The sequence below is a fragment of the Psychrobacter sp. CLB018 genome (assembly GCF_041222815.1).
Classification (GTDB): domain Bacteria; phylum Pseudomonadota; class Gammaproteobacteria; order Pseudomonadales; family Moraxellaceae; genus Psychrobacter; species Psychrobacter faecalis.
Map to the genome: position 1 here is coordinate 236,399 of NZ_CP166085.1, position 20,701 is coordinate 257,099.

The window sequence follows — 20,701 nt, forward strand, 5'->3', positions numbered from 1 at the left end:
GCATAGCTGATGATAATAGCGGTGTGTTACGATAGCAGCAACGCTAAATCCCGTGACTTTTCTGTTTTCAGAACGTAGTTTGTTAATTCATTCATAAGGAAAATGATATGACCGCCAGCCGCACTGCCAATACCATTGAGACCGCCAGCACCAACGAGCACTACCCGCATTTATTTGAGCCGCTGGATTTGGGCTTTACTACACTTAAAAACCGCATGGTGATGGGCTCGATGCATACGGGGCTTGAAGACCGTTTTTATAATTACGGCAAGCTGGCGGCGTATTTTGCCGAACGTGCCAAAGGCGGCGTGGCGATGATGATTACCGGGGGCATATCGCCCAATCGCGAAGGCTGGTTGCTCCCTGCTGGCGGCACCATGAACACCCGCGCTGACGTCATTAATCATCAACGCGTCACCCGTGCGGCGCATAAATATGACAGCAAAATCATCATGCAAATCTTGCACAGTGGTCGCTATGGTTATCATCCGTTTGCCGTGTCAGCAAGCCCGATTAAATCGCCAATCTCGCCGTTTAAACCGCGTAAGATGAGCATCAAAAATATCGAACAAACCGTTAAAGACTATGCGCGCTGTGCCAAACTTGCCAAACAAGCGGGTTATGACGGTGTTGAAATCATGGGCTCTGAAGGCTACTTGCTCAATCAGTTTTTATCGCGTCATGTCAATAAACGCACCGACGAATACGGCGGTGATATTCAAAACCGCATGAAGTTTGCGGTCGATGTGGTCAAAGCAGTTCGCGAAGCAACGGGTGAAGATTTTATTATCCTATTCCGCTTGTCAGTGATTGATTTGGTCAAAGACGGTAACGTCATGGATGAAGTCATCACCGTTGCTAAAGCGCTAGAAGAAGCGGGCGTGACCATTATGAATACTGGTATCGGCTGGCATGAAGCGCGTGTTCCAACCATTGTCACCAGCGTACCGCGCGCGGCTTTTGTAGATTTCACTGCTGAGATTAAAAAACATATCAGCATCCCAATGATGGCAGCCAACCGTATCAATATGCCTGAAACCGCTGAAGATATCCTCGCCAGTGGGCAAGCTGACATGATTCAAATGGCGCGTCCGTTCTTAGCGGATCCGCATTGGGTCAACAAAGCTAAAGAAGGCCAAGCCGATCGTATCAATACCTGTATCGCCTGTAACCAAGCCTGTCTTGACCATACTTTTGAAAATAAACGCTCAACCTGTTTGGTCAACCCACAAGCTTGCTACGAGACGGAATTGGTTTATAAGAAGACCAAAAAACCGAAAAAAGTGGCAGTCATCGGTGGCGGTGTCGCTGGCATGTCAGCGGCTCATGTGGCAGCTTTGCGTGGTCATGACGTCACCCTATTTGAAGCAAAAGACATCTTGGGTGGTCAGTTTAATTATGCCAAGGTTATCCCAGGTAAAGAAGAATTCTTTGAAACCATTCGCTATTATATCAATGAGCTTGAGCATTTAGGTGTTGAGATTAAACTTAATACCAAAGTCGACAAAGCTATGCTAGAAAAAGCCAAATTCCATCACGTCATCGTCGCAACCGGCGTGGTTCCTAGAAGCCTAAAAGGCAAATTGGAAGGTGCGGACTTACCACAAGTCATCAGCTATGCTGAATTGCTCTCTGGTGAAAAATCCGTCGGTGATACCGTTGCTGTCATTGGCGCTGGTGGTATCGGCTTTGACGTCAGTGAGTATCTAACCGCCAATCATGGGCAGCCATTAGATGAGCTTGGCCCTGAATTGCTAAAAGACCCAAGCTATCGTCCAAAACCGCAGTCAATTAGTGATTGGCGCGAAGAGTGGGGCGTGACGTCTGATACTGATTATCAGACAGATGGCGGCTTGATTAAACCTGAAGGCATCAAACCTGTACGCCAAGTATACTTAATGCAGCGTACCAAAGGTCGATTGGGTAGTGGGCTCAATAAAACCTCGGGCTGGGTACATCGCGCGCACGTTAAATCACACGGCGTCATCCAAGTATCAGGTGCGCAGTACGATAAAATCACCAATGAAGGTATTTGGATCACTAATAATCAAGGTCAAAGCCAGCTGCTACGTGTTGATAGCGTCGTGGTCTGTGCCGGTCAAGAATCAGTGGTTGAGCTGATGCCAAACGTCGGTGATGCGCCAGACGCCCAATATCATTTGATTGGCGGTGCTAAACTTGCTGCTGAATTGGATGCCAAACGCGCCATTCGTGATGGAGCAGAGGTTGCGGCAGCGATTTAAGGATTAAAGATGTGAATGCAAAAGCGGCGAGGTAGATTTTCTCGCCGCTTTTTTTTGATTTATTTGTTATGAATTCATAACTTCCTTTGTTTTATATTTTTCATCTTTACATAGTTCGGATAATTCAAAATACATATTTTTTAATTTTTCTTCGTAAGAATTAAGCTCTAAACCCAACATATAAAACCCTATACATGCAGAAAGTATCACTGGATAGGCAAGCTTAAAAGGGTTAAAATTTAATTCTATGTTATAAGTGTTATAAAGACTTTGAGAGCCATGTACAAGATCTGATCTTAACTCATAGGATTTTTTAGCTTGATTTTTCCATTTGTCAATTTCGCCATGATATATAGTCAATCCCACCAGGAAATGTTACGATAATTCTAAATTCTAGCTCGCTAATCACCATGACATACCCCATTATCCTTCGTAAAAAGGTACTAAAGTCTCTTGAACAAGGCATGAGCGTGCGCACTGCAGCAAAGCTTTATGATATGAGTCCCACCACCATTATTAACTGGAAAAAAGACATCAGTATCAAGCCCATCGTCAGAGCACCGCGCAAAATATCTACCGAAGCACTAAAACAAGACATTACTGACTATCCTGACGCTTACTACTATGAAAGAGCTGCTCGTTTGGGCTGTAGTAAATCTGGTGTAGAAGCCGCCATGAAGCGGCTGGGCTATACTCGCAAAAAAAAGTCTTAAACACCCAAAATCAAGTTGGCTTAAGCGATTAGAGTACACCATTAAACTGAAATACTATCAATGCCAAGGCTACCCTATTATCTATATGGATGAAAGCGGCTTTGATCAAGAAGTTATCAGAGCCTTTGGCTATACGCCAGTAGGCAAACCTTGCATCGATATCTATAACTATCAAAAAACAAAAAGAACTAACGTCATTGGGGCGCTATATCAAAAAAGCTTGTTTGCCGTGGACATATTTACCCATAACATCAACTGGCAAGTGGTTTACGACTGGTTTAAGTATAACGTCATTCCAAAGCTTGGTCGCAAATGTGTCATCATCATGGACAATGCCAGATTTCATAAGAACAAACGTATCAAAAAGCTATTAAACCGACATGGTCATCGCATACTCTGGCTACCGCCTTATAGTCCTGATCTAAATCCTATTGAGAAGAAGTGGGCTGAGGTAAAAAAGCTCAGGCAAGGCTGGGGTGAGAATAATCTAAATCATTTATTCAGCAATGTCTGCTGTTACAACTTTAAGTTGGATTGACTATATTAAAGAGCATGATCCCATTAAAAATCTGGGTGGTGTGTCAAAAAGTATGCTGGCATCAGACGTAGCCATAATTGACATAAAAGAACACCAGATCGAATACTTTAAAGTGATTATCAAGCTTTTTTGAGAAGCAACAAGTCTTTCTAACCGATCGTCTTAATCGGTGTCTAAGACGGCAGTTATTACCTTCTATACCTACCGTATGCTGTTTGCCAACTCGTTTGTTATCTGGTTTAAAGGCCGTTATGAAACTGTCCCAATTGTCCATACTAATAGAGTCATAGCTCACTTTAAGTTGCTTAAGACGTGCTCTTAACTTCTTAGCCGTTTTTAGGTCACGTTTGCCCCAGACATAAGCGACAATCTCATTAGTAGCACGGTCATAAGCATAAATAAGCCAAACTTTACGCTTCTTGCGATATACGTAAGTCCAGAACTCATCAACCTCTAAGCGTTCATAGTAGCGCTTCTTAGGTACAATCTTGTAAATGGATGAGCCTATGGTGCTAAGCACTTTTCCAATACTAACCTTGGCTATAACGGCTATGTCTCTAACACCACAACCTCGGACAGTCATCAGTCGTATGAGATCTTCTATTCTAGAGTGACAGCCGTTATAGGTTACCGCATGATCGCCAATAAACTGGCGTTTGCAGTCCTTGCACTGGTAGTTCTGCTTGCCATAGCTTTTTATGCCATTTTTCTTTAAACTGGGACTGTGACAGTCGGGGCAATTGATCTGTATTTGTGTCTTCATAACCTCAAATATATCATCTTGCTTCGGCTGTCACCCTTCCTTTATTACCCCAGCATACTTTTTGATACACCATCAAAATCTGAATTTCAGCATCGATGTATTTATCATTTTGTAGTCGCAATCATTGATAACCATAAATCAATGGTTCCGCTGAGCAAGCAGAAGCTAACAAACCACTGGATAATACTGTGGTTAGTAATAAAGACTGAATTAAAAATATGATTTTTATTTGATACATTTAATTTTTCTTGTCATTCAGCTGTATAAGGATAGTCAAATTTTCTTTGAAAACTTATAAAGTGTTCTTCCTTGTCATCCAAGCCTCCGATTGAAACTACTAATAATTGCTTATCTAACTTGGAGTAAATAGTCTGTTTTAAATTGACGTTATCAGAGTTTAAACATACCTTCTGACCATCTTTTAAGGAAAAATAATCTTTATTTACAGGTTTAATTTGTATTTTGACATGACTACTTACTTCTGCGTTCGGATCTAATACAACAAGCTCTTCCATTTTTATATAATTTAAGTTTATAGGATTCTCCATAACAGTGGCAGAGCTAAATATAGGCATAAAACACAGGTCACCTTTACTGTTTTTCGATATATCAACACTTCCTTCAATAGGAGGCCTATGCGTAGGATAATCTTGAAAACATCCAGAAAGACTAACTGCTAACAATATAAAGTTGAATTTGAAGAGATGACGTATATAAGAGTTAGTAGTTTCATCAATACGTGTTTTTCTGCTTTTCTGCATAAACGAATACATTACAAAATATCCTTTTTAATATTCAATAATAGTTATATTGTTTTTAATATTTTTTGACTACTGTATCTACAATTATCCTATAATGAGTTAAATAAGCATCGTTGCGATTAGTGGCTCTTATTGAGTTTCTGAGTTCAACATGCAGTCCATTTTTCATAGCCCAATAATCTGCAACAATAGATGCTTGTTGTTCTATGCCATAATCAAGTAAATCTTTTCTTACATCAAGCTCATAGCTATAAGCACCTTTAAACCCATTTATTTCTATAGACAATTTTTTCCCGATATGATTTATTGCTTGACTTGGGAATTCAAAAAATAGTTGTTCGCCAATAGCACGTAGCGCAACGGTTTGACCATTCTGATACTGCCACACATGGGTCATTTCATGTATAAAGAAATGCTTGCTGACATCTGAAGCTAAAGAAAAGTCCTTTTTATACCCCACTCTCAACTTATTTTTCTAAGGTATTGGTTTACTTATTTTTTAAAATTTCAGTTAAAACAATTAGAATTTTAAATTCTATAAAAATCAAAAGCCTACGATAAGTTGAGATTGGCGTTTTTTATGTACTTTTGGCGCAAAATATATATTGCCATTAGGGGCAATAGCCATAGTGTCACCTTGGTCAGTGATAAACTTTTTGTCATAAATACGAACAGTATTGTAATCTATCGCGTTACCAAACATACTTCTGAGAAGGGTTATCTCGCCAGAGGTCAACTTCCTCCCAACATTAACTTCAATACATTTATTACCATTATTATCAGCTTTCGTTAAATGATAACTACCACAGCTAATCTCTCGTCTTGTCATATTATTCATCCTCGTCTAGCAATAAATAAATATTTACTTCTGCTGAATGATTTGCTTCAATTATTTCAGTAAATCCCTCAGCATCAGTTTTGCCCTCAACGGATTTACCGTTATAATCTAAACGGTAATTGATATAGGCTAATGGAAGTTGGCTATGTTTATCCAGCAATTGAAATCTATCATCATAGATGTTCTTATTTATATCGTTAAACATACTGCTCGGATCAGACTTCGCAAACTGTAAAGGCTCTGCCTGCGCAATACTGCCAACATCAAAGTCAGACTCTGCAAACGCTTGCTGAATCGCAATCAGCTTCGCGCCGCAGCTTGTCACATCGCCGCCGCGAGCAATAGGCGCACCATCGACAATAAAGGAGGCATCACCACTAAGAATAGTGGTCACCTTTTTGCATTTTTTACAGATGACTTTATCGCCTTTACGCGCGACTGGGATACCGTTATGAGTGGTTTGCGGTGAGCCGGAGATGACCGTCCCACCATGAGAGGTCTTTGCGCCGACTGTGATATAGGCTGCCATAATGCTACCTTGCTTAAATGCCCAAAGTGTAGACTCTTAAATCGAGTCGATTATTTGCCTGACATTATAGATGGCTAGAGCGTTAAATATCAAACTTAAGTTTATCTAAGGGTGTGATCTAGACAGCAAGCCTAATCCGCACAAAGTATAAAGGCGATTAAAATACTGATGGCAATAAGAAATAAAAACTCTTTACTCACTATCAATAACAGGCAAAAACCTAACCTTCCATCTGCTCAATCAACCACTTAGAAACATCATCAATCTGCGTTGCCAATTTAGGGTATGCTTTGCCTAATTCATCGAGCTTGGTTTTAATATCGTCTTTATTGTATTTAACGCTAGTCAGGGCATCTTTTAATAGGTCAATCAACTCAACGTTTAGCGCATCAGAGAAGATGACCACTTCGCGTATCACTGCTTGCTTCACATCAAGGTGCAAATCAATAATGCCCCAATCAAAGCGCGTCTCGATATGATGGGTAAATTCAGGCGTCTTGCCAAAGCGCCAGTCCCAATCTGCCATTTGCTGATAGTATTTGTTCAGGTTAGGCTGCTTGGCGAGACTGGCTTCATCCAATTCTTCTACTGGCGAAGTGTCGCCATAATCTTTGTCACGATAGTATTCGCAAAACGCTTCGATAATCGCCTCTGATAAAGCCTCGTGATTGATGTCTTCATTAAACTCAATCAAATTAGCAACGCGCGCACGCACCGATTTAATGCCTTTGGCTTTGAGTTTAAGCGGATGCGGATTGAGATAATCGCCCAGCTTTTGCATGTTGGCATTGACCAGTAATGTGCCGTGATGAAAGCTACGATCCGCCGCGTGTTTAAAGGCGCTGCCTGATATTTTCTTATCGCCGACCTGCATGTCGTTACGACCAGATAAATCCGCCTCTATACCCAACTTTTTTAGCGCATTGATGATAATGGTAAAGTTCGCTGCTTGGTCATAGTCGTCTTTGGGCGATAAAAAGGTAAAGTTGGTATTGCCCAAATCATGAAACACCGCGCCGCCGCCACTCTGACGCCGCGCCAAAAACACATCGTCGGCTTCCATCTTATCGATTTTGCATTCTACCCACGGATTTTGTGAGCGCCCAATAACCACGGTCTCGCTATTGCGCCATAAGAATAGCGTGTGCGAGTCGGGATTGAGCGTATTAAATATCCAATCCTCGGTCGCAAGGTTAAACCAAGGGTTGGTGACGGCAGATTTTAAGATGCGCAGTTTCATTAGTTGTCCTTTTTCCCGAATGATTTTTCTAGAGTGAATATTATCAATAGATACTGTCATTGTTGCCGATGCGTGGTTGGAATTCAATGGGTGTGTGGTATGGGAGCGGTTTAAGTCTGAGGTTTTAAGAAGTTAACTTATTTTTAGTCTTTCTGTTATGATTACGACTGATATTAAGTAACAAATAGCATTGGTTCAAACCAGCTAACTGATCCATAAGAAGAGATTTGGTTATGGATGAAAGGATAAAAAACTTAGACACTCCTAAGAAATGTGAGATTTTTGCTAAAAATGCTTTGAATGCAGGCGGAGAAGATTTGGTAAAACAAGCAAAAGAACGAGCTATTCACTTAAAAGCTGAAAACTATGGTGCTAAAACGTCGGCAGAGAAAGAAGTGAACCGCCCCGACTATATCGGAGACTTGATTGCTTGAGTCAGGCAGCTTTGTCTGACTCAATAAAACTATCATAGTATCGTCTCTCAAACTCAAAAGGCGACACATAGCCAATCGTACTATGAATGCGAGTTTTGTTAAACCAATCGACCCATTCAAGGGTTGCTAATTCAACATCACTCACACCTTGCCACTGCTGTTTTAAATATTCAATCACCTCCGTTTTATAAAGTCCGTTAACCGTTTCAGCCAACGCATTATCGTATGAATCACCTGTCGTGCCAACAGATGCAATGACGCCAGAATCAGCCATCTTATCAGTATAGCGAATTGATAAGTACTGAACGCCGCGATCACTATGATGAATGACATCTTTAGGATGGTTTCTGTCTGCAATGGCTTGGTTTAGTGCTGCCATCACCATATCAGTGTTCATACGATCTGATACTTTCCAGCCAACGATAGCGCGAGCAAATACATCAATGATAAAGGCGGTATATACCCAGCCACTCAGTGTCTTTATATAGGTAAAATCAGCAACCCATAGTTGGTTAGGGCGATGGGCATTAAAGTTACGATTAACCAAATCATCAGCACGCTTTTGATCGTCACGAGACTTAGTCGTTATCTTACCTTTACCTCGCCAAATACCCTGCATTCCATGCTGACGCATTAAACGCTCTACAGTGCAGCGTGCAGGATGTATACCCTCTGCTTTCAACTGTTGCCAGACTTTACGAGTACCATAACGGCATTTGCTGTCCTTCCAAATACGTTTGATTTCATTTAGATAGAAATCGTCATGCTGACTACGCTGTGAACGCTTCTCCGGATTGTCGTTTAAGTCTTTGGTACGATAGTATGTGGATGGGGCAATCGGCAAGACTCTACAAATAGCTGGAATGCCATAAATAGATTTATTCTCGTCGATGAATTGAACCATCACTAAGGTTTGCGGTCTATTTCCGCCTGGGCGAAAAAAGCGGCTGCTTTCCTTATGATCTCATTGGCTTGTTTTAATTCTTTGTTCTCACGTTCAAGCTCTTTGATGCGCTCGGCTTGGCTTTGAGCTTGAATCTTTGCAGGAATGGTTTTATCAATGTGCTTTTTATGCCATGATCGTAGGGTCTCAGGCGTGCAACCTATCTTTGGTGCTATGGCTTTGATGGCTGACCATGTAGATGGGTAGTCGTCTTTAGCTTCAACTAGCATACGGACGGCTCGTTCTTTCATTTCAGGGGTATAGTTTCGTGTTTTCATTGTCGTATTCTCTCAGAAAGTTGAGTCTCCGACAATCTCGGGGCGGTTCAATATAGGAATATAAATGGAGTCTTTAAGAAATGAGTATCAGGAAAAAATTAACAGTGTACTTCTTGATGGTTTTGAAAAAGAATTATTGAATTCTGCTTTTATTAACCTTTTAACTCCTAACGCACTGAGGTTGAATAATTTTGCTTATGCACTGCGTGAACTTACAAGGCATGTTTTACATAGACTAGCGCCAGATAATGAGCTTAGAAAATGTGAATGGTTTAGACCAGATGGGACATCATCTAACGGAATCACTCGAAAACATCGAATAAAATTCGCGATACAAGGTGGTCTTTCTGATTTTTACGTAATTGAAAAGCTTTATATTGATGAAGTGGATGATGTTTCTAACGAACTAAAAGACATCATAAATGACTTGAGTGAATTTACTCATATAGAAGAATCGAAGTTTAATAGTTCAACAGAAAAAACTAAAAAAACGGCAGAGCAGTATCTTTCTGTAACACTAGGTTTTGTTAAAAAGATTGACGAGCTTAGAAAAGAAGTAGCAGATAAGCTATTCGAGAATATTGATGAAATGCTGATTAAACGAATAAATAGTGAGTCGGTGGTCGAGTTGATAGAAATATCAACCCATCAGTATATTGAACAAATAACACCAGAAAAAATTCATGTTATTAAGGTTGGTGCAAATTCACTAGTAATGAGTGTCGAAGCACTTATAGATGTGATTTTGCTATATGGATCAGAATCTGATCGTCGTAAAGATAATGGGGCCGAAATTCCAATTTCATTTCCTGTTTACAGTGAGATGGAAGTACTATTTAAGAAGCCATTAGGTAGTGTTATTAATCTCAACCAATTCAGCGTAGACATTTCCAGTTGGTATGATGGGTAATATCGGAAAGAGCCTAAAATCAAATAACTTCTACAAACCCAAAAAAACGCTCATCAAGAGCGGTTCTCATCTAACCAAATCCTAAAACTCTAAAAACCTACCCAAAATCTTCCCTCAGAATAGCCGCCATATTACGCTCGGCAAGTCCCGTGATAAACACATACGGATTGACGCCAGCGCTACCGGGGATTAACGCGCCGTCTTGCACGTAGATATTCTCGTGCCCTTTGACGCGACCAACTTCATCAGTCGCCCAGCCTAATACACAGCCGCCAAGCGGGTGATAGCAGAAGTTATCGCCGAAGCCTTTGGTGAATAATAAGCTTGAAGTAGAGCCACCATTTACTTTGGCGAGTCTTTCGATCAGCTCTTTAGCAGCGTTCACCGAATACTCATTTTGCTCGCGTTTCCAGTTAAGTTTGACGGTTTTAGTGGCCTTATCATAGTAATAGTTACCGCGTTCTGGATTGTCAGTGATGGCGAGATAGAGCGTTGTCCAAGTCTCAAGTCCTAATGGTAATGGCGCGAGTTCAGCAAAGATTTTATACTTTGAGCCGCCTCTATCGCCGTCCCACATATTGATACCTTTGACCGGAATGGTCGATTGGGTGGTGCCCGCGGCGTGGACGAAATTGCGACCGGTCATGATATTACCGTTTGGTCCCCAATGTTGTCCGATATGTTCGTTTAGGTTGTTTAATTTGCCTTCCGCTTGGCTTTTGAGCAGTAGCTCTGAAGTGCCCGTACTGCCAGCATTAAGGAAGAGCTTATCGCAAGTGTAATGCTCAACTTTATCGATGCCGCCCGTAGTTTTTAACACATGAACTTCTAAGCGCAGTTGCTCATTATCGAGCGCTTGAATAGTATTAACTTTGCGCAAGGTTTTTACGGTGACATTGCCGGTGGCTTCAGCGTCTTTTAGGTAGGTTAAATCCAGTGAAAATTTGCCAGCATTATTACCATAAATGACTTCACCGCCGAGCGCGGATTTATACACTTCGCCGCGCGCTTCCTTTTGCATATAGTCAAAATCGTAGCTATTACCGAAAAACTCTGTTTTCATTCCCGCCTTTGCTGCTTGGCGTTCAGCTGCGCGAGTGTACTCATAATGCTCGGACTCATTAAAAAACGATTCAGGGATTTTACTGACTTTCAGATTTTTCATGGCACGGGGAAAATAAGTATCGTACATCTCATTAGAATCAATCCAAGGAAACACTGCTTCAAAATGCGCGCGTCTTGGCTGAATGGCAATCGCGCCATTGACGATAGAGCCGCCGCCATAAGCACGCCCTGCAAATACTTTCATATCGTCATATTCGATTAAATCCAACACCCCAGGATATTTTCTGATAGGAATTGGAATCGGGATAGGGGCGTTTGGCATATTGCTAAACCAGCTTGAGCGTTTATCGGCGCTAATCATTTTGCAAAAGGTATTATGTGCGGGCGTTCTATCCCAGCGCATACCCATCTCAAGTATCAATACTTTATGACCTTTTTCGCTTAATCGTAGCGCTGATACCGCGCCGCCGTAACCACTACCGACGATGATATTGGGGAAGTGTCCAGCTTGAGTAATTTTGCTTGGTAGTTTTGGCTGCTTGGCAAGCGTTTGGCAGCCACTCACCGCAGCGGAGGTGCTGATAGCGCCTAAGCTTAAACCCATGGCTTTAATCAGTTGGCGACGTTGCATGGTGTATCCTAATTTGATATTTAAGCTAAAAAAGCCCGATTTGAATAATATTAGCTTTCGACCGCAAAGGTGCGCTAAGCCAAGCGAGCATCATATTAGAAAACATAGGTTGCGTTATTACTTCAGTCACACGATTGCTATAATACTTATAGATAAATCGGGCTTTCGTTCATCGATTATTCTTGCCAGTTTTTAGTCAATGGCTTAGCCAGTTACTTAGCAAATTGTTTTTAGAGTAAGGCGTAAACTTGACCGAATAGATAATTTCGCTTATCATCTTGTTTCAATGTACTAGAACGCAAATACATTTGATTGTTCTTATCCTTAAAAAAGCTAAATAATTCGGCAAAAATGCCAATATTCATACGCCATTTAAAACAATAAGGCTTATCTATGACAACGAAAAATACCGCCATGAGCTACGGATTACATCAATCTATCTTGCCAAATAACGAGGGTTTATATGGTGAATTCGGTGGCAAAATTGCTCACCCAGAGCTTGCTAAAGCCATGAGTGAGATTGAGGCAGGCTTTCGTGACATTATCAAAAACGACGACTTTATCAAAGAGATGAAGCGCTTACGTGAGACTTATGTTGGTCGTCCAAGCCCCATTTATCATGCGCAGCGTTTGACGGAGCATTGCGGCGGCGCACAGATTTATTTTAAGCGTGAAGACTTGAACCATACGGGCGCGCATAAGATTAATCACTGCTTAGGTGAAGTATTATTAGCCAAAAAATTAGGCAAAAGAAAGGTCATTGCGGAAACGGGCGCGGGGCAACATGGCGTCGCATTGGCAACGGCAGCGGCCTTGATGGGTATCGAGTGTGAGATTCACATGGGTGTGGTCGATATTAAAAAAGAACATCCAAACGTCAGCCGGATGAAAATTTTGGGTGCCAATATTGTCCCAGTATCACGCGGTGCAGGGACGCTAAAAGAAGCAGTCGATAGCGCATTTGAGACTTATTTGAGTGAGCTTGATACTAGTATGTTTGCGATTGGCTCGGCATTGGGGCCGGCTCCCTATCCTGAAATGGTGAGCTATTTTCAGTCAGTGGTTGGTCATGAAGCACGGGCGCAGTTCTTAGCGACGACGGGTAAGCTGCCCAATAAAGTGGTCGCTTGTGTCGGCGGTGGCTCGAATGCGATTGGTATGTTTAGCGGCTTTTTCGATGATGCCGAGGTACAAAAAATCGGCGTCGAACCCGCAGGTGAAGGTTTGGATACACCCAATCATGCGGCGACGATGTCACTGGGCGTCAAGGGTGAGATTCATGGGTTTAAGTGTTATGTATTGCTCGATGAAAAAGGCGAGCCTGCACCGGTACATTCGATTGCCTCAGGGCTTGATTACCCGGGCGTTGGACCACAGCATTCGCATTTACGAGATTTAAAGCTTGCTACCTATGAGTCGGCGACTGATGCAGAATGTTTACAAGCCTTTATGGCGCTATCACGCCTTGAAGGTATCATTCCGGCTTTAGAGTCGGCGCACGCCATTGCCTATGCGATGAAAATCGCCAAAGATATGTCAGCGGATGAGACGATTTTGGTCAATTTATCAGGGCGCGGCGATAAAGATATTGATTTTATTTTGGATAAGGTAAAGCTATAAAAAATCTGCAAGCAGTATAAAAAAACAACAGCTCTCAAGCGTGTAACCAGTTATCATCGTGGTTTTTTTAGTCTAACGCTTGATAGGATTTACCCATGTCCAACCGCGACCTCATTATTTTTATGACATTGTCCTTTATGTGGTCGCTGTCCTTTATTTTTTACCGTGTCGGCGTGCCAGAATTTGGCTCGCTAGCATTTGCCAGTTTGCGCGTGGTGCTAGCTGGCTTGACCATGTTGGTTTTTGTCTTAATCAGCCCAAAAAACAGAGCAGGTATCCGTGATAACTGGAAAGTTTTGACCCTAGTCGGACTGTTTTCTGCCGCTATCCCTTTTATCCTATTTGCCTTTTCAGCGCGCTCGGTCAATGCTGGGGTGTTGGCAGTGCTTAATGCGTCCGTACCGATGATGAGTGGTTTTATCGCCAGCACCTTTTTTAAAGACCGTTTGTCAAAAAAACAAATTATCGGCTTAATCATTGGCGTTATCGGCGTGATTATTTTGATGAGTGAGAACTTATTTGGCGGCAGCGGGCAGGGCGCTGAGTCAGGTTCAGGGTTACTGCCGATGGGCTATGCATTATTGGCCTGTGTCGGTTATGCGGTCGGCGCCAATATCACCAGAAACTATTTATACGATGTCTCGCCGGTGGCGATTACCGCAGGCTCGCTTATCATTGCCAGTATTATTATGCTGCCGATAGCGGTGTATGAGTTTCCCTATGGCAAAACCATTAGCCTCACTGCTTGGACGTCAGTGATTTGTATCGGCGTCTTCTCAACCGCCATCGCGCTGATTTTTATGAATCAACTCATCAAAAGTATCGGTCCGATGCGCGCGACCAGCATTACCTTAGTGATTCCAATTTTTGCCATTATTTTAGGCTATCTACTGCTTGGTGAGGCTTTAGACACGCCAGCGATTATCGGTTCAATGGTGATATTGTTTGGTACTTATCTGTCGTTAGAGCTGTCTATTAAAAAGATGCTTAAATCCTAAGATATTGCTTTTTTCTAATTGATAAATAGCCTTTTAATCAATGCCACTTATTTAGCACCTTCTGCCATGATAAGTTGAATGGGAATGGGAATGATGTCAAACGCTTTGGCAAATGGCATCAGCGTTTCCAGTCTTTTTTCTTCTGCTAAAGCTTTGTCTGGTTGATAATGATAAAACTTCAGCGTGGTCGGTTGGCGAAAGCGATAGGTAAGCGTCTCGATATTTTTCACCGCCGGTGCCACTGTCACAGGAAGGCGCCACAGATTTTTTGTACAGCGTGTTATACCACCTGCAAAACCATCATTACAAGTAAAATCAAACCCTTCAAGCTTCGCCGTTTCACCTGCGGCTAGCAGATGGGTCGGTTTTTCAAACCATAATATGGTGGCAATACATCTTTGCGCTGAGCTGCAGCCTTGCTCGTCTATTCTTATTCTAAAATATGGCGCATTGAATGCTGGTATGGGCTTAAAGGAAAAATAAGCCAAATCTACTTGCTCTAAAATATCAATAAATTCACGATCTCTCTTGGCGCTCTGTACCAAATAACTGCGCTTTTCTCCAACAAATACAATCGCATGCTCAACGCCTTTTTTAGGATTTACGAATTCTGCTTCCCTTTCTCGTTCTTCGCGCTATTTGCTCACTGCCAGTGCTTTAACAGCGTTAGGTCTGGCTATTAGCTCAGCGCATGCCGCTGGCATCGAATACAGCAAACAGTCGGTTGCGCCTTTTTTTGAGCCGGGTAATTATGCCGAGCTATCTTATGCGTATGTTGACCCAAAAATTGAAGGCACCGATGCCGCTGGTAATAAAATCGGCGATATGATGGACGACTTTGATTTACCCGGTGCCGCTGTCAAAATCGCCCCGACCGCCAATACGGCATTGGCAGTGATTTATGAGCAGCCCTTTGGTGTCGATACCGAATACCCTGCAGGAAATATATTTAACAATCGCATGGGTACAACTGAAGCGCGAGTAGAGACAACTGGCATCACGCTTTTGGGCGGCGGTAAGATTGGCAATAATGTTTGGTTATATGGTGGTCTTGAATACCAAACGTTAAAAGGCAATATAACGGGCGCGCAGCCAGTCGGTTTGACTACCGCTGTTTCGCAAGTAATCGATGAAGCGGGCGCGCTTTTTGGTATTCCAACGACTACCGCTTATTATGATTTGGTCAATAAACAAAATAATGGCACGATTACGCCAACTGAAGCGGCAACTTTGGGCGCTATCAATGAAGCGGCCATCAATCCTGTGGCGACAGCACCGACTTATTATACCTTAGATTTTGAAAACGAAAATACGCTAGTGCCCGTCGTTGGAATGGCGTATGAAAAGCCAGAGATTGCCTTGCGTGCCGCATTAACCTATCGCGCTCCTGCCAAATATCAGGTATCTGGCGTAGAAAACCTGCAAGTTATTTTGCCGCCTATCGCTGGTGGTGATGGCGTAACGCCGGGACCAGCTACTGATGAAGTTGCCTTACCGCTAGCAGGCAAGACCGAAGTGAAAATGCCGCAGTCGGTCAATTTCGATTTCCAAACCGGTCTGAGTGAAAAGTATCAGTTATTAGGAATGGTTAACGCGCGCTGGGTAGATTGGAGTAACTTTAATGTTGCCCCGCCTTTAGCGACATTATCGACACAAGAGCCTTTAGCCGCCTATAAAAAAGATGGTTATGCGGTTGAAGTGGCATTGGGTAAGCAGTTTAATCCAAAAGTTTTAGGCGAAGTGCGTTTGGGCTATGATCATGGCACTGGCGCACCGCTCAGTTTATTAGGACCTTATGACTCTATCAAAAGCTTGGGGCTAAGCGCGCAATATAAACTCACTGAGCAGCTTAGTGTGTCTGCGGGCGGTCAATATATGTGGTTTGAAGGCGGTCCAGTCGATACCAAGATTGATGGGCGAGTGGCCAATATCGATGATGGTACTGGCTACGCACTTGGCATGAAATTGGGTTATCATTTTTAAAAATTGACTGAGATTGTTTGTTAAAAGTAGCGATTAGAAAAAGCACTAACTTAAAAGTAGGTGCTTTTTTTATTACTAAATTTTAGCAAAAATTAATGATTCTATTAGCTTAACACCCTTATAAGGTCACATAAATAATAGCGTTTGAAAGGTTGGAAATATACTTGCGTCGATGTTTTTGTTTGTAAGTATTACTTGGAATCGCGGTATCTACCCTTATAAAGAACTCGGCTGATAAATGGCTGTCTTAACAATTAGCATGGCTATTTATCAAAGCTCAATAATTCTTATAAATCTATTTTATAACAACAAACAAGGCTCCACATGGCACACGATACCTTATTCGAACCCGTAAAAATGGGTACCCAAACTCTAAAAAATCGCATCATTATGGCTCCCTTAACCCGCTTACGCGCGGTCGAGCCGGGCGATGTTCCTACGCCACTAGCCAATGAATATTATGCCCAGCGTAGTGGCGCAGGATTGGTCATTACCGAAGCAACGCAGGTTTCTTTTCAAGCAAAAGGCTATGCAGGCGCGCCCGGTATTCATACCGAAGATCAGACGACGGCGTGGAAAACCATCGTCGATAATGTCCATGCTAAAGGCGGTAAAATTGTCGTGCAGCTATGGCACACCGGTTTGGTCTCACATGAAAGCGTCCAGCCGGAAGGCAAGGCGCCTATTTCGGCGTCTGATGTTCATGTGGGCGTGCGCACGACATTGCGTGACAGTAATAACCAACCAATTCGCGTTGAATCTACAACCCCGCGTCCAGCCACGCTTGAGGAAGTAAAGCAAGTTATCGCTGACTTTGGGCTTGCGACTAAAAACGCCAAAGAAGCAGGGTTTGATGGCGTAGAGATTCATGGCGCGCATGGTTATCTGCTGCATCAGTTTTGGGTTGAGCAAACCAACCAACGTAATGATGAATATGGCGGTAGCCGCGAAAACCGTGCGCGTTTGATCCTTGATGTTATCGATGCTTGCGTGGCTGCGTGGGACGCTGACCATGTTGGTATTCGCATCTCACCGCTTGGTACCTTTAATAATGTCGAAGCAGGCTACCATGAAGACGAAAATATCTGGCTTATTGAGCAAATTAATAAGCGCGGGCTGATGTATTTGCATCTTTCTGAGCCTGATTGGGCAGGTGGTACGCCTTATAGCACAGAATTCCGTCAGCGCGTTCGTGATGCGTTTGGGCAAATGATAATTGCTGCGGGTGGTTATACCCCTGAAAAAGCGGAGCAGAATATTAAGGATGGCTATATCGATGCCGTTGCTTTTGGCCGTGATTATATTGCCAATCCGGACTTAGCTGAGCGTATCCGCGAAGGTGCACCGCTCAATGAGCAACATCCGCAAAGCTTTTATGGCGGCGGTACAGAAGGCTATACCGATTATCCTTTTTTAAAACAAGCTTAAATATTTCTAAGATAGCTATTTTAAATTGGCTTTATCGATTAAAATAAAGCGATAATGAATAAAAAGCCACCTTGCTAATAACAGTAAGGTGGCTTTTTAATGGGTAATATTTAGCTATTTACCAAAGTTACCCGTTTGGTAATCACGAAATGTTTGTTTTAACTCCGCTTGGGTATTCATGACAAAAGGACCATAGCCTACCACTGGTTCGCCGATCGGCTCACCGCTTAATAGTAGCAGTTTAACTATGCTTGACGATGGCTTATCACCAGAAATCTTATCATCAGCTAGCTTGGGGTACGTCAGCTTAATGCTATCGTTTATCTGCGTTGTTGCTTGTTCATTGGCAGAGTCAATAGCGATATCAGTATCAGTCGGCGCTGTAAACTGAATCAGACTGCCTGCGCTTACTGACTTATCATTAACCAGTAGCGTGCCTTCTTGTACCAATATCATGATGTTATGATTGTTTGGCACTTGCAGCATCGTTGAGCCACTGCTATGCAAGGCAATATTCCACATATTGATTGGCGTAAAGGTACTTGCTGCGCCTTTAGTGTCTTGCCATTCACCAGCAATAATTGCTGCTTGACCAAGAGCATGTCCATTCTCAAAATCAGTTAAATCAACCATAGGCAAATCAGCGCGTTTTAGCGTTTGATATTTAGGGGCAGTCAGCTTATGGGCGCTCGGCAAATTGACCCATAATTGCACCATGCTAAAAAGTCCACCACGGCGACTAAAGTCGGGTGAGTGGAATTCTTCGTGCATAATGCCGCGCCCTGCGGTCATCCATTGCACATCGCCTTCTTTGATGATGCCACAACCGCCAGCCGAATCGGCATGGCTAATCTCGCCGGCGTAGGCAATCGTCACCGTCTCAAAACCCTTATGCGGATGCTGCCCGATACCGTGCGGCTCATTCTCATGGTTTGGATTTGGCGCAAAGGTGGTCGGCTGACCATAGTCCAATAATAAAAACGGATCGGTATGCTGATAATTAAAATCAGCTTCGTTATCTAAATGATTAAACAAAGTTTTGACATAAAAACCATCGCCGACCCAATGCGGTGCTTTATTATTATGAATATGTTTGATGGCGCGCATTGCTTACCTCGTCAGCCTAACTGTATTAAAGAATACTTATTTATTTCACCGTCATTCTTTAATAGGAATGAAATACCTACTCTTAAGTAATTCTAAATCTGTATGGGTTTATATGGTGGTTAAATTCAAAATAGTCAAATATTTAGTGTTTTTAAATTTGCATTGCTGGCGTTTGAAAGGCTAGCGTTTGAATGCTTACCGTTTAAATTAAGGGTCTGTCTTAACATCAAACCACTTCGCCGCAAACAAAACCACTGGCCCACGCCCATTGAAAGTTATAGCCGCCAAGCCAACCGGTGACATCGAGCACTTCACCGATAAAATATAGCCCGTCTTGATATTTGCTTTGCATGGTCTTTGACGAGACTTCATCGGTTGTGATGCCGCCGCGTGTGACTTCAGCGGTTCGATAGCCTTCAGTGCCAGACGGTTTTAGCTGCCAGCCGTTCAGCGTCGCGCCAAGCTCTATCAAGCGCTCATCTTTAATATTGGCAAGCTCGGTATCTTTGATATCGTCCCACAAATGCGTTTGTAGCGCTGCCAGCAGTTTTTTCGGCAAAGCATTGTTGGTATTGTCTGCCAAGACCGTGCGGATAAGCTGGCGTGGGTGCGATTTTTTATGAGCAAGTAAAAGCGCAGTCATATCGATTTCAGGTAGTAAATTGATAGTGATGGTTTCGCCAACATGCCAATAGTTAGACAGTTGCAGCATAGCTGGGCCCGACAGCCCGCGATGGGTAAAGAGCAGCGGTAGCTTAAAGGAGATGCGCTCATTACTGGCAATCACCGGCAGACTGATACCGGCAAGCGTACGAATCAGCTCACCCGTTTTATCGGTAAAGGTAAATGGCACAAGGCTGGCATCAGTTGCGACTAACGTATGACCAAACTGCTGCGCCAGCTCGTAACCAAAGCCGCTCGCACCTAAGGTCGGAATTGATAAGCCGCCCGTCGCTACCACAAGCGACTCGCAGCGATAGCTGGTTTGCGGCAACTTACTTTGATTGCCGCTGTCTTTTCTCTCTTGCTTTTCTTTTTTACTCAGGTTTTTGCTGGTAATTAATTCAAAGCGAGATTTTTTATTATTCTCATCAGTTTTTACTTGTTCGATGTGGGTATTGAGCTTGACTTGCACGCCCACGGCAGCGCATTCATCGAGGAGCATGGTTAAAATATCTTGCGCCGAATCATCACAAAATAGCTGCCCGTGCTCGCGCTCATGGTAAGGAATTTTATGCTGCTCAACCATAGCAATGAATTCCCAACTCGGATAACGGCTGAGCGCGGATTTACAAAAATGGGCGTTGCTGCCGATAAAATGCTCAGGCTCGACGAAGTAATTGGTAAAGTTGCAGCGTCCACCACCTGACATGAGGATTTTTTTACCAGCTTTATTGGCATGGTCGAGCACCAAGACGCGGCGACCACGGCGACCCGCGGTGAGCGCACAATATAACCCCGACGCACCAGCGCCGATGACGATGACATCGTAGTAATTGTGTGCTGCTGTATTGCGCGGATTTTCCATGATGATAGGCTCCAAAAAGCGCTAAACTTTAAAGAATAAAAATAAAAAAAATCGTAAAATTAAAAAGTAGCCGAGTGGGCGTTTTAATCATAAAGGGTAGCTATTGTCCATGTTTTGTAGCAGGTTACAAGGATTAAATATTTTTGCCCAG

21 protein-coding genes and 1 other annotated feature are annotated in these 20,701 nt (G+C 42.9%); of the genes, 9 read left to right on the forward strand and 12 right to left on the reverse strand.

Annotated features, from left to right (window positions below; genetic code table 11):
* Positions 1-107 precede the first annotated feature (107 nt).
* A complete protein-coding gene (locus tag AB8P72_RS01055) occupies positions 108-2,243 on the forward strand; it encodes an NADPH-dependent 2,4-dienoyl-CoA reductase (protein WP_068404688.1) in 2,136 nt (711 codons plus the stop codon).
* A 66-nt stretch (positions 2,244-2,309) separates the two neighbouring features.
* Here the strand turns inward: AB8P72_RS01055 and AB8P72_RS01060 are convergent, their stop codons facing one another.
* Positions 2,310-2,609 (reverse strand): hypothetical protein, encoded by a 300-nt coding sequence (locus AB8P72_RS01060; protein ID WP_068404686.1) that lies wholly within the window; start codon positions 2,607-2,609, stop codon positions 2,310-2,312.
* 98 nt (positions 2,610-2,707) lie between these two features.
* On the opposite strand from AB8P72_RS01060, the gene AB8P72_RS01065 reads away from it, so the two are divergent.
* Both AB8P72_RS01065 and AB8P72_RS01070 read left to right on the forward strand, forming a co-directional pair.
* The gene (locus AB8P72_RS01065; protein ID WP_264298338.1) at positions 2,708-2,956 is read left to right on the forward strand and encodes a transposase; all 249 of its coding nucleotides are present in this window, start codon (positions 2,708-2,710) and stop codon (positions 2,954-2,956) included.
* An 85-nt stretch (positions 2,957-3,041) separates the two neighbouring features.
* Positions 3,042-3,494 (forward strand): IS630 family transposase, encoded by a 453-nt coding sequence (locus AB8P72_RS01070; RefSeq protein WP_193031053.1) that lies wholly within the window; start codon positions 3,042-3,044, stop codon positions 3,492-3,494.
* 61 nt (positions 3,495-3,555) lie between these two features.
* Here AB8P72_RS01070 and AB8P72_RS01075 read toward each other — a convergent pair whose 3' ends face one another.
* The 6 genes from AB8P72_RS01075 to AB8P72_RS01100 form a co-directional block, all read right to left on the reverse strand.
* Positions 3,556-4,257, reverse strand: a complete 702-nt coding sequence (locus AB8P72_RS01075; protein ID WP_200662296.1) for an IS1 family transposase — start codon at positions 4,255-4,257, stop codon at positions 3,556-3,558.
* A 251-nt stretch (positions 4,258-4,508) separates the two neighbouring features.
* Positions 4,509-5,030 (reverse strand): hypothetical protein, encoded by a 522-nt coding sequence (locus AB8P72_RS01080; protein WP_068404682.1) that lies wholly within the window; start codon positions 5,028-5,030, stop codon positions 4,509-4,511.
* Positions 5,031-5,073: 43 nt separating this feature from the next.
* Positions 5,074-5,406, reverse strand: a complete 333-nt coding sequence (locus AB8P72_RS01085) for a hypothetical protein (protein ID WP_369957926.1) — start codon at positions 5,404-5,406, stop codon at positions 5,074-5,076.
* Positions 5,407-5,562: 156 nt separating this feature from the next.
* Positions 5,563-5,847 carry a hypothetical protein gene (locus AB8P72_RS01090; protein WP_068404678.1) on the reverse strand — a complete coding sequence of 95 codons (285 nt, stop codon included), beginning with the start codon at positions 5,845-5,847 and terminating at the stop codon, positions 5,563-5,565.
* Position 5,848: 1 nt separating this feature from the next.
* The gene (locus tag AB8P72_RS01095) at positions 5,849-6,385 is read right to left on the reverse strand and encodes a PAAR domain-containing protein (RefSeq protein ID WP_068404676.1); all 537 of its coding nucleotides are present in this window, start codon (positions 6,383-6,385) and stop codon (positions 5,849-5,851) included.
* Between the two features lie 220 nt (positions 6,386-6,605).
* Positions 6,606-7,625 (reverse strand): lipoate--protein ligase, encoded by a 1,020-nt coding sequence (locus AB8P72_RS01100; protein WP_068404674.1) that lies wholly within the window; start codon positions 7,623-7,625, stop codon positions 6,606-6,608.
* 233 nt (positions 7,626-7,858) lie between these two features.
* Between AB8P72_RS01100 and AB8P72_RS01105 the strand changes: the two genes are divergently transcribed.
* Positions 7,859-8,059 carry a hypothetical protein gene (locus tag AB8P72_RS01105; protein WP_193030853.1) on the forward strand — a complete coding sequence of 67 codons (201 nt, stop codon included), beginning with the start codon at positions 7,859-7,861 and terminating at the stop codon, positions 8,057-8,059.
* 1 nt (position 8,060) lies between these two features.
* Here the strand turns inward: AB8P72_RS01105 and AB8P72_RS01110 are convergent.
* Positions 8,061-9,280, reverse strand: a protein-coding gene (locus AB8P72_RS01110) for an IS3 family transposase (protein ID WP_369811280.1) whose coding sequence is annotated in 2 segments (ribosomal slippage) — positions 8,061-8,995 and positions 8,995-9,280 — 1,221 coding nt in all. Because the reading frame shifts where the segments join, the coding sequence is not laid out codon by codon here.
* Positions 8,889-9,005 (reverse strand) — a sequence feature (AL1L pseudoknot). (Overlaps the previous gene by 117 nt.)
* 64 nt (positions 9,281-9,344) lie before the next feature.
* Here AB8P72_RS01110 and AB8P72_RS01115 point away from each other — a divergent pair.
* Entirely contained in the window at positions 9,345-10,190 is an 846-nt protein-coding gene (locus AB8P72_RS01115) for a hypothetical protein (protein WP_068404666.1), read from the forward strand.
* Between the two features lie 97 nt (positions 10,191-10,287).
* On the opposite strand, the gene AB8P72_RS01120 is transcribed toward AB8P72_RS01115, so the two are convergent.
* Positions 10,288-11,886 (reverse strand): GMC oxidoreductase, encoded by a 1,599-nt coding sequence (locus AB8P72_RS01120; RefSeq protein WP_193030894.1) that lies wholly within the window; start codon positions 11,884-11,886, stop codon positions 10,288-10,290.
* A 414-nt stretch (positions 11,887-12,300) separates the two neighbouring features.
* Between AB8P72_RS01120 and trpB the strand changes: the two genes are divergently transcribed.
* Positions 12,301-13,506, forward strand: coding sequence for a tryptophan synthase subunit beta (gene trpB, locus AB8P72_RS01125; protein WP_226928828.1), 1,206 nt, complete (start codon positions 12,301-12,303; stop codon positions 13,504-13,506).
* A gap of 95 nt (positions 13,507-13,601) precedes the next feature.
* Positions 13,602-14,504: a DMT family transporter gene (locus tag AB8P72_RS01130; protein ID WP_068404660.1), complete on the forward strand. Its 903-nt coding sequence runs from the start codon at positions 13,602-13,604 to the stop codon at positions 14,502-14,504.
* Positions 14,505-14,551: 47 nt separating this feature from the next.
* Here the strand turns inward: AB8P72_RS01130 and AB8P72_RS01135 are convergent, their stop codons facing one another.
* Positions 14,552-15,049, reverse strand: coding sequence for a hypothetical protein (locus tag AB8P72_RS01135; protein ID WP_068404658.1), 498 nt, complete (start codon positions 15,047-15,049; stop codon positions 14,552-14,554).
* Between the two features lie 94 nt (positions 15,050-15,143).
* On the opposite strand from AB8P72_RS01135, the gene AB8P72_RS01140 reads away from it, so the two are divergent.
* Together AB8P72_RS01140 and AB8P72_RS01145 are read left to right on the forward strand one after the other, a co-directional pair.
* The gene (locus AB8P72_RS01140; protein ID WP_068404656.1) at positions 15,144-16,487 is read left to right on the forward strand and encodes a hypothetical protein; all 1,344 of its coding nucleotides are present in this window, start codon (positions 15,144-15,146) and stop codon (positions 16,485-16,487) included.
* Between the two features lie 324 nt (positions 16,488-16,811).
* A complete protein-coding gene (locus tag AB8P72_RS01145; protein ID WP_068404654.1) occupies positions 16,812-17,915 on the forward strand; it encodes an alkene reductase in 1,104 nt (367 codons plus the stop codon).
* Between the two features lie 114 nt (positions 17,916-18,029).
* Here the strand turns inward: AB8P72_RS01145 and AB8P72_RS01150 are convergent, their stop codons facing one another.
* Both AB8P72_RS01150 and AB8P72_RS01155 read right to left on the reverse strand, forming a co-directional pair.
* Positions 18,030-19,022, reverse strand: coding sequence for a pirin family protein (locus tag AB8P72_RS01150; protein ID WP_193030892.1), 993 nt, complete (start codon positions 19,020-19,022; stop codon positions 18,030-18,032).
* A 226-nt stretch (positions 19,023-19,248) separates the two neighbouring features.
* On the reverse strand, positions 19,249-20,550 hold the full coding sequence (locus tag AB8P72_RS01155; RefSeq protein ID WP_068404650.1) for an NAD(P)/FAD-dependent oxidoreductase: 1,302 nt from the start codon (positions 20,548-20,550) through the stop codon (positions 19,249-19,251).
* Positions 20,551-20,701 lie beyond the last annotated feature (151 nt).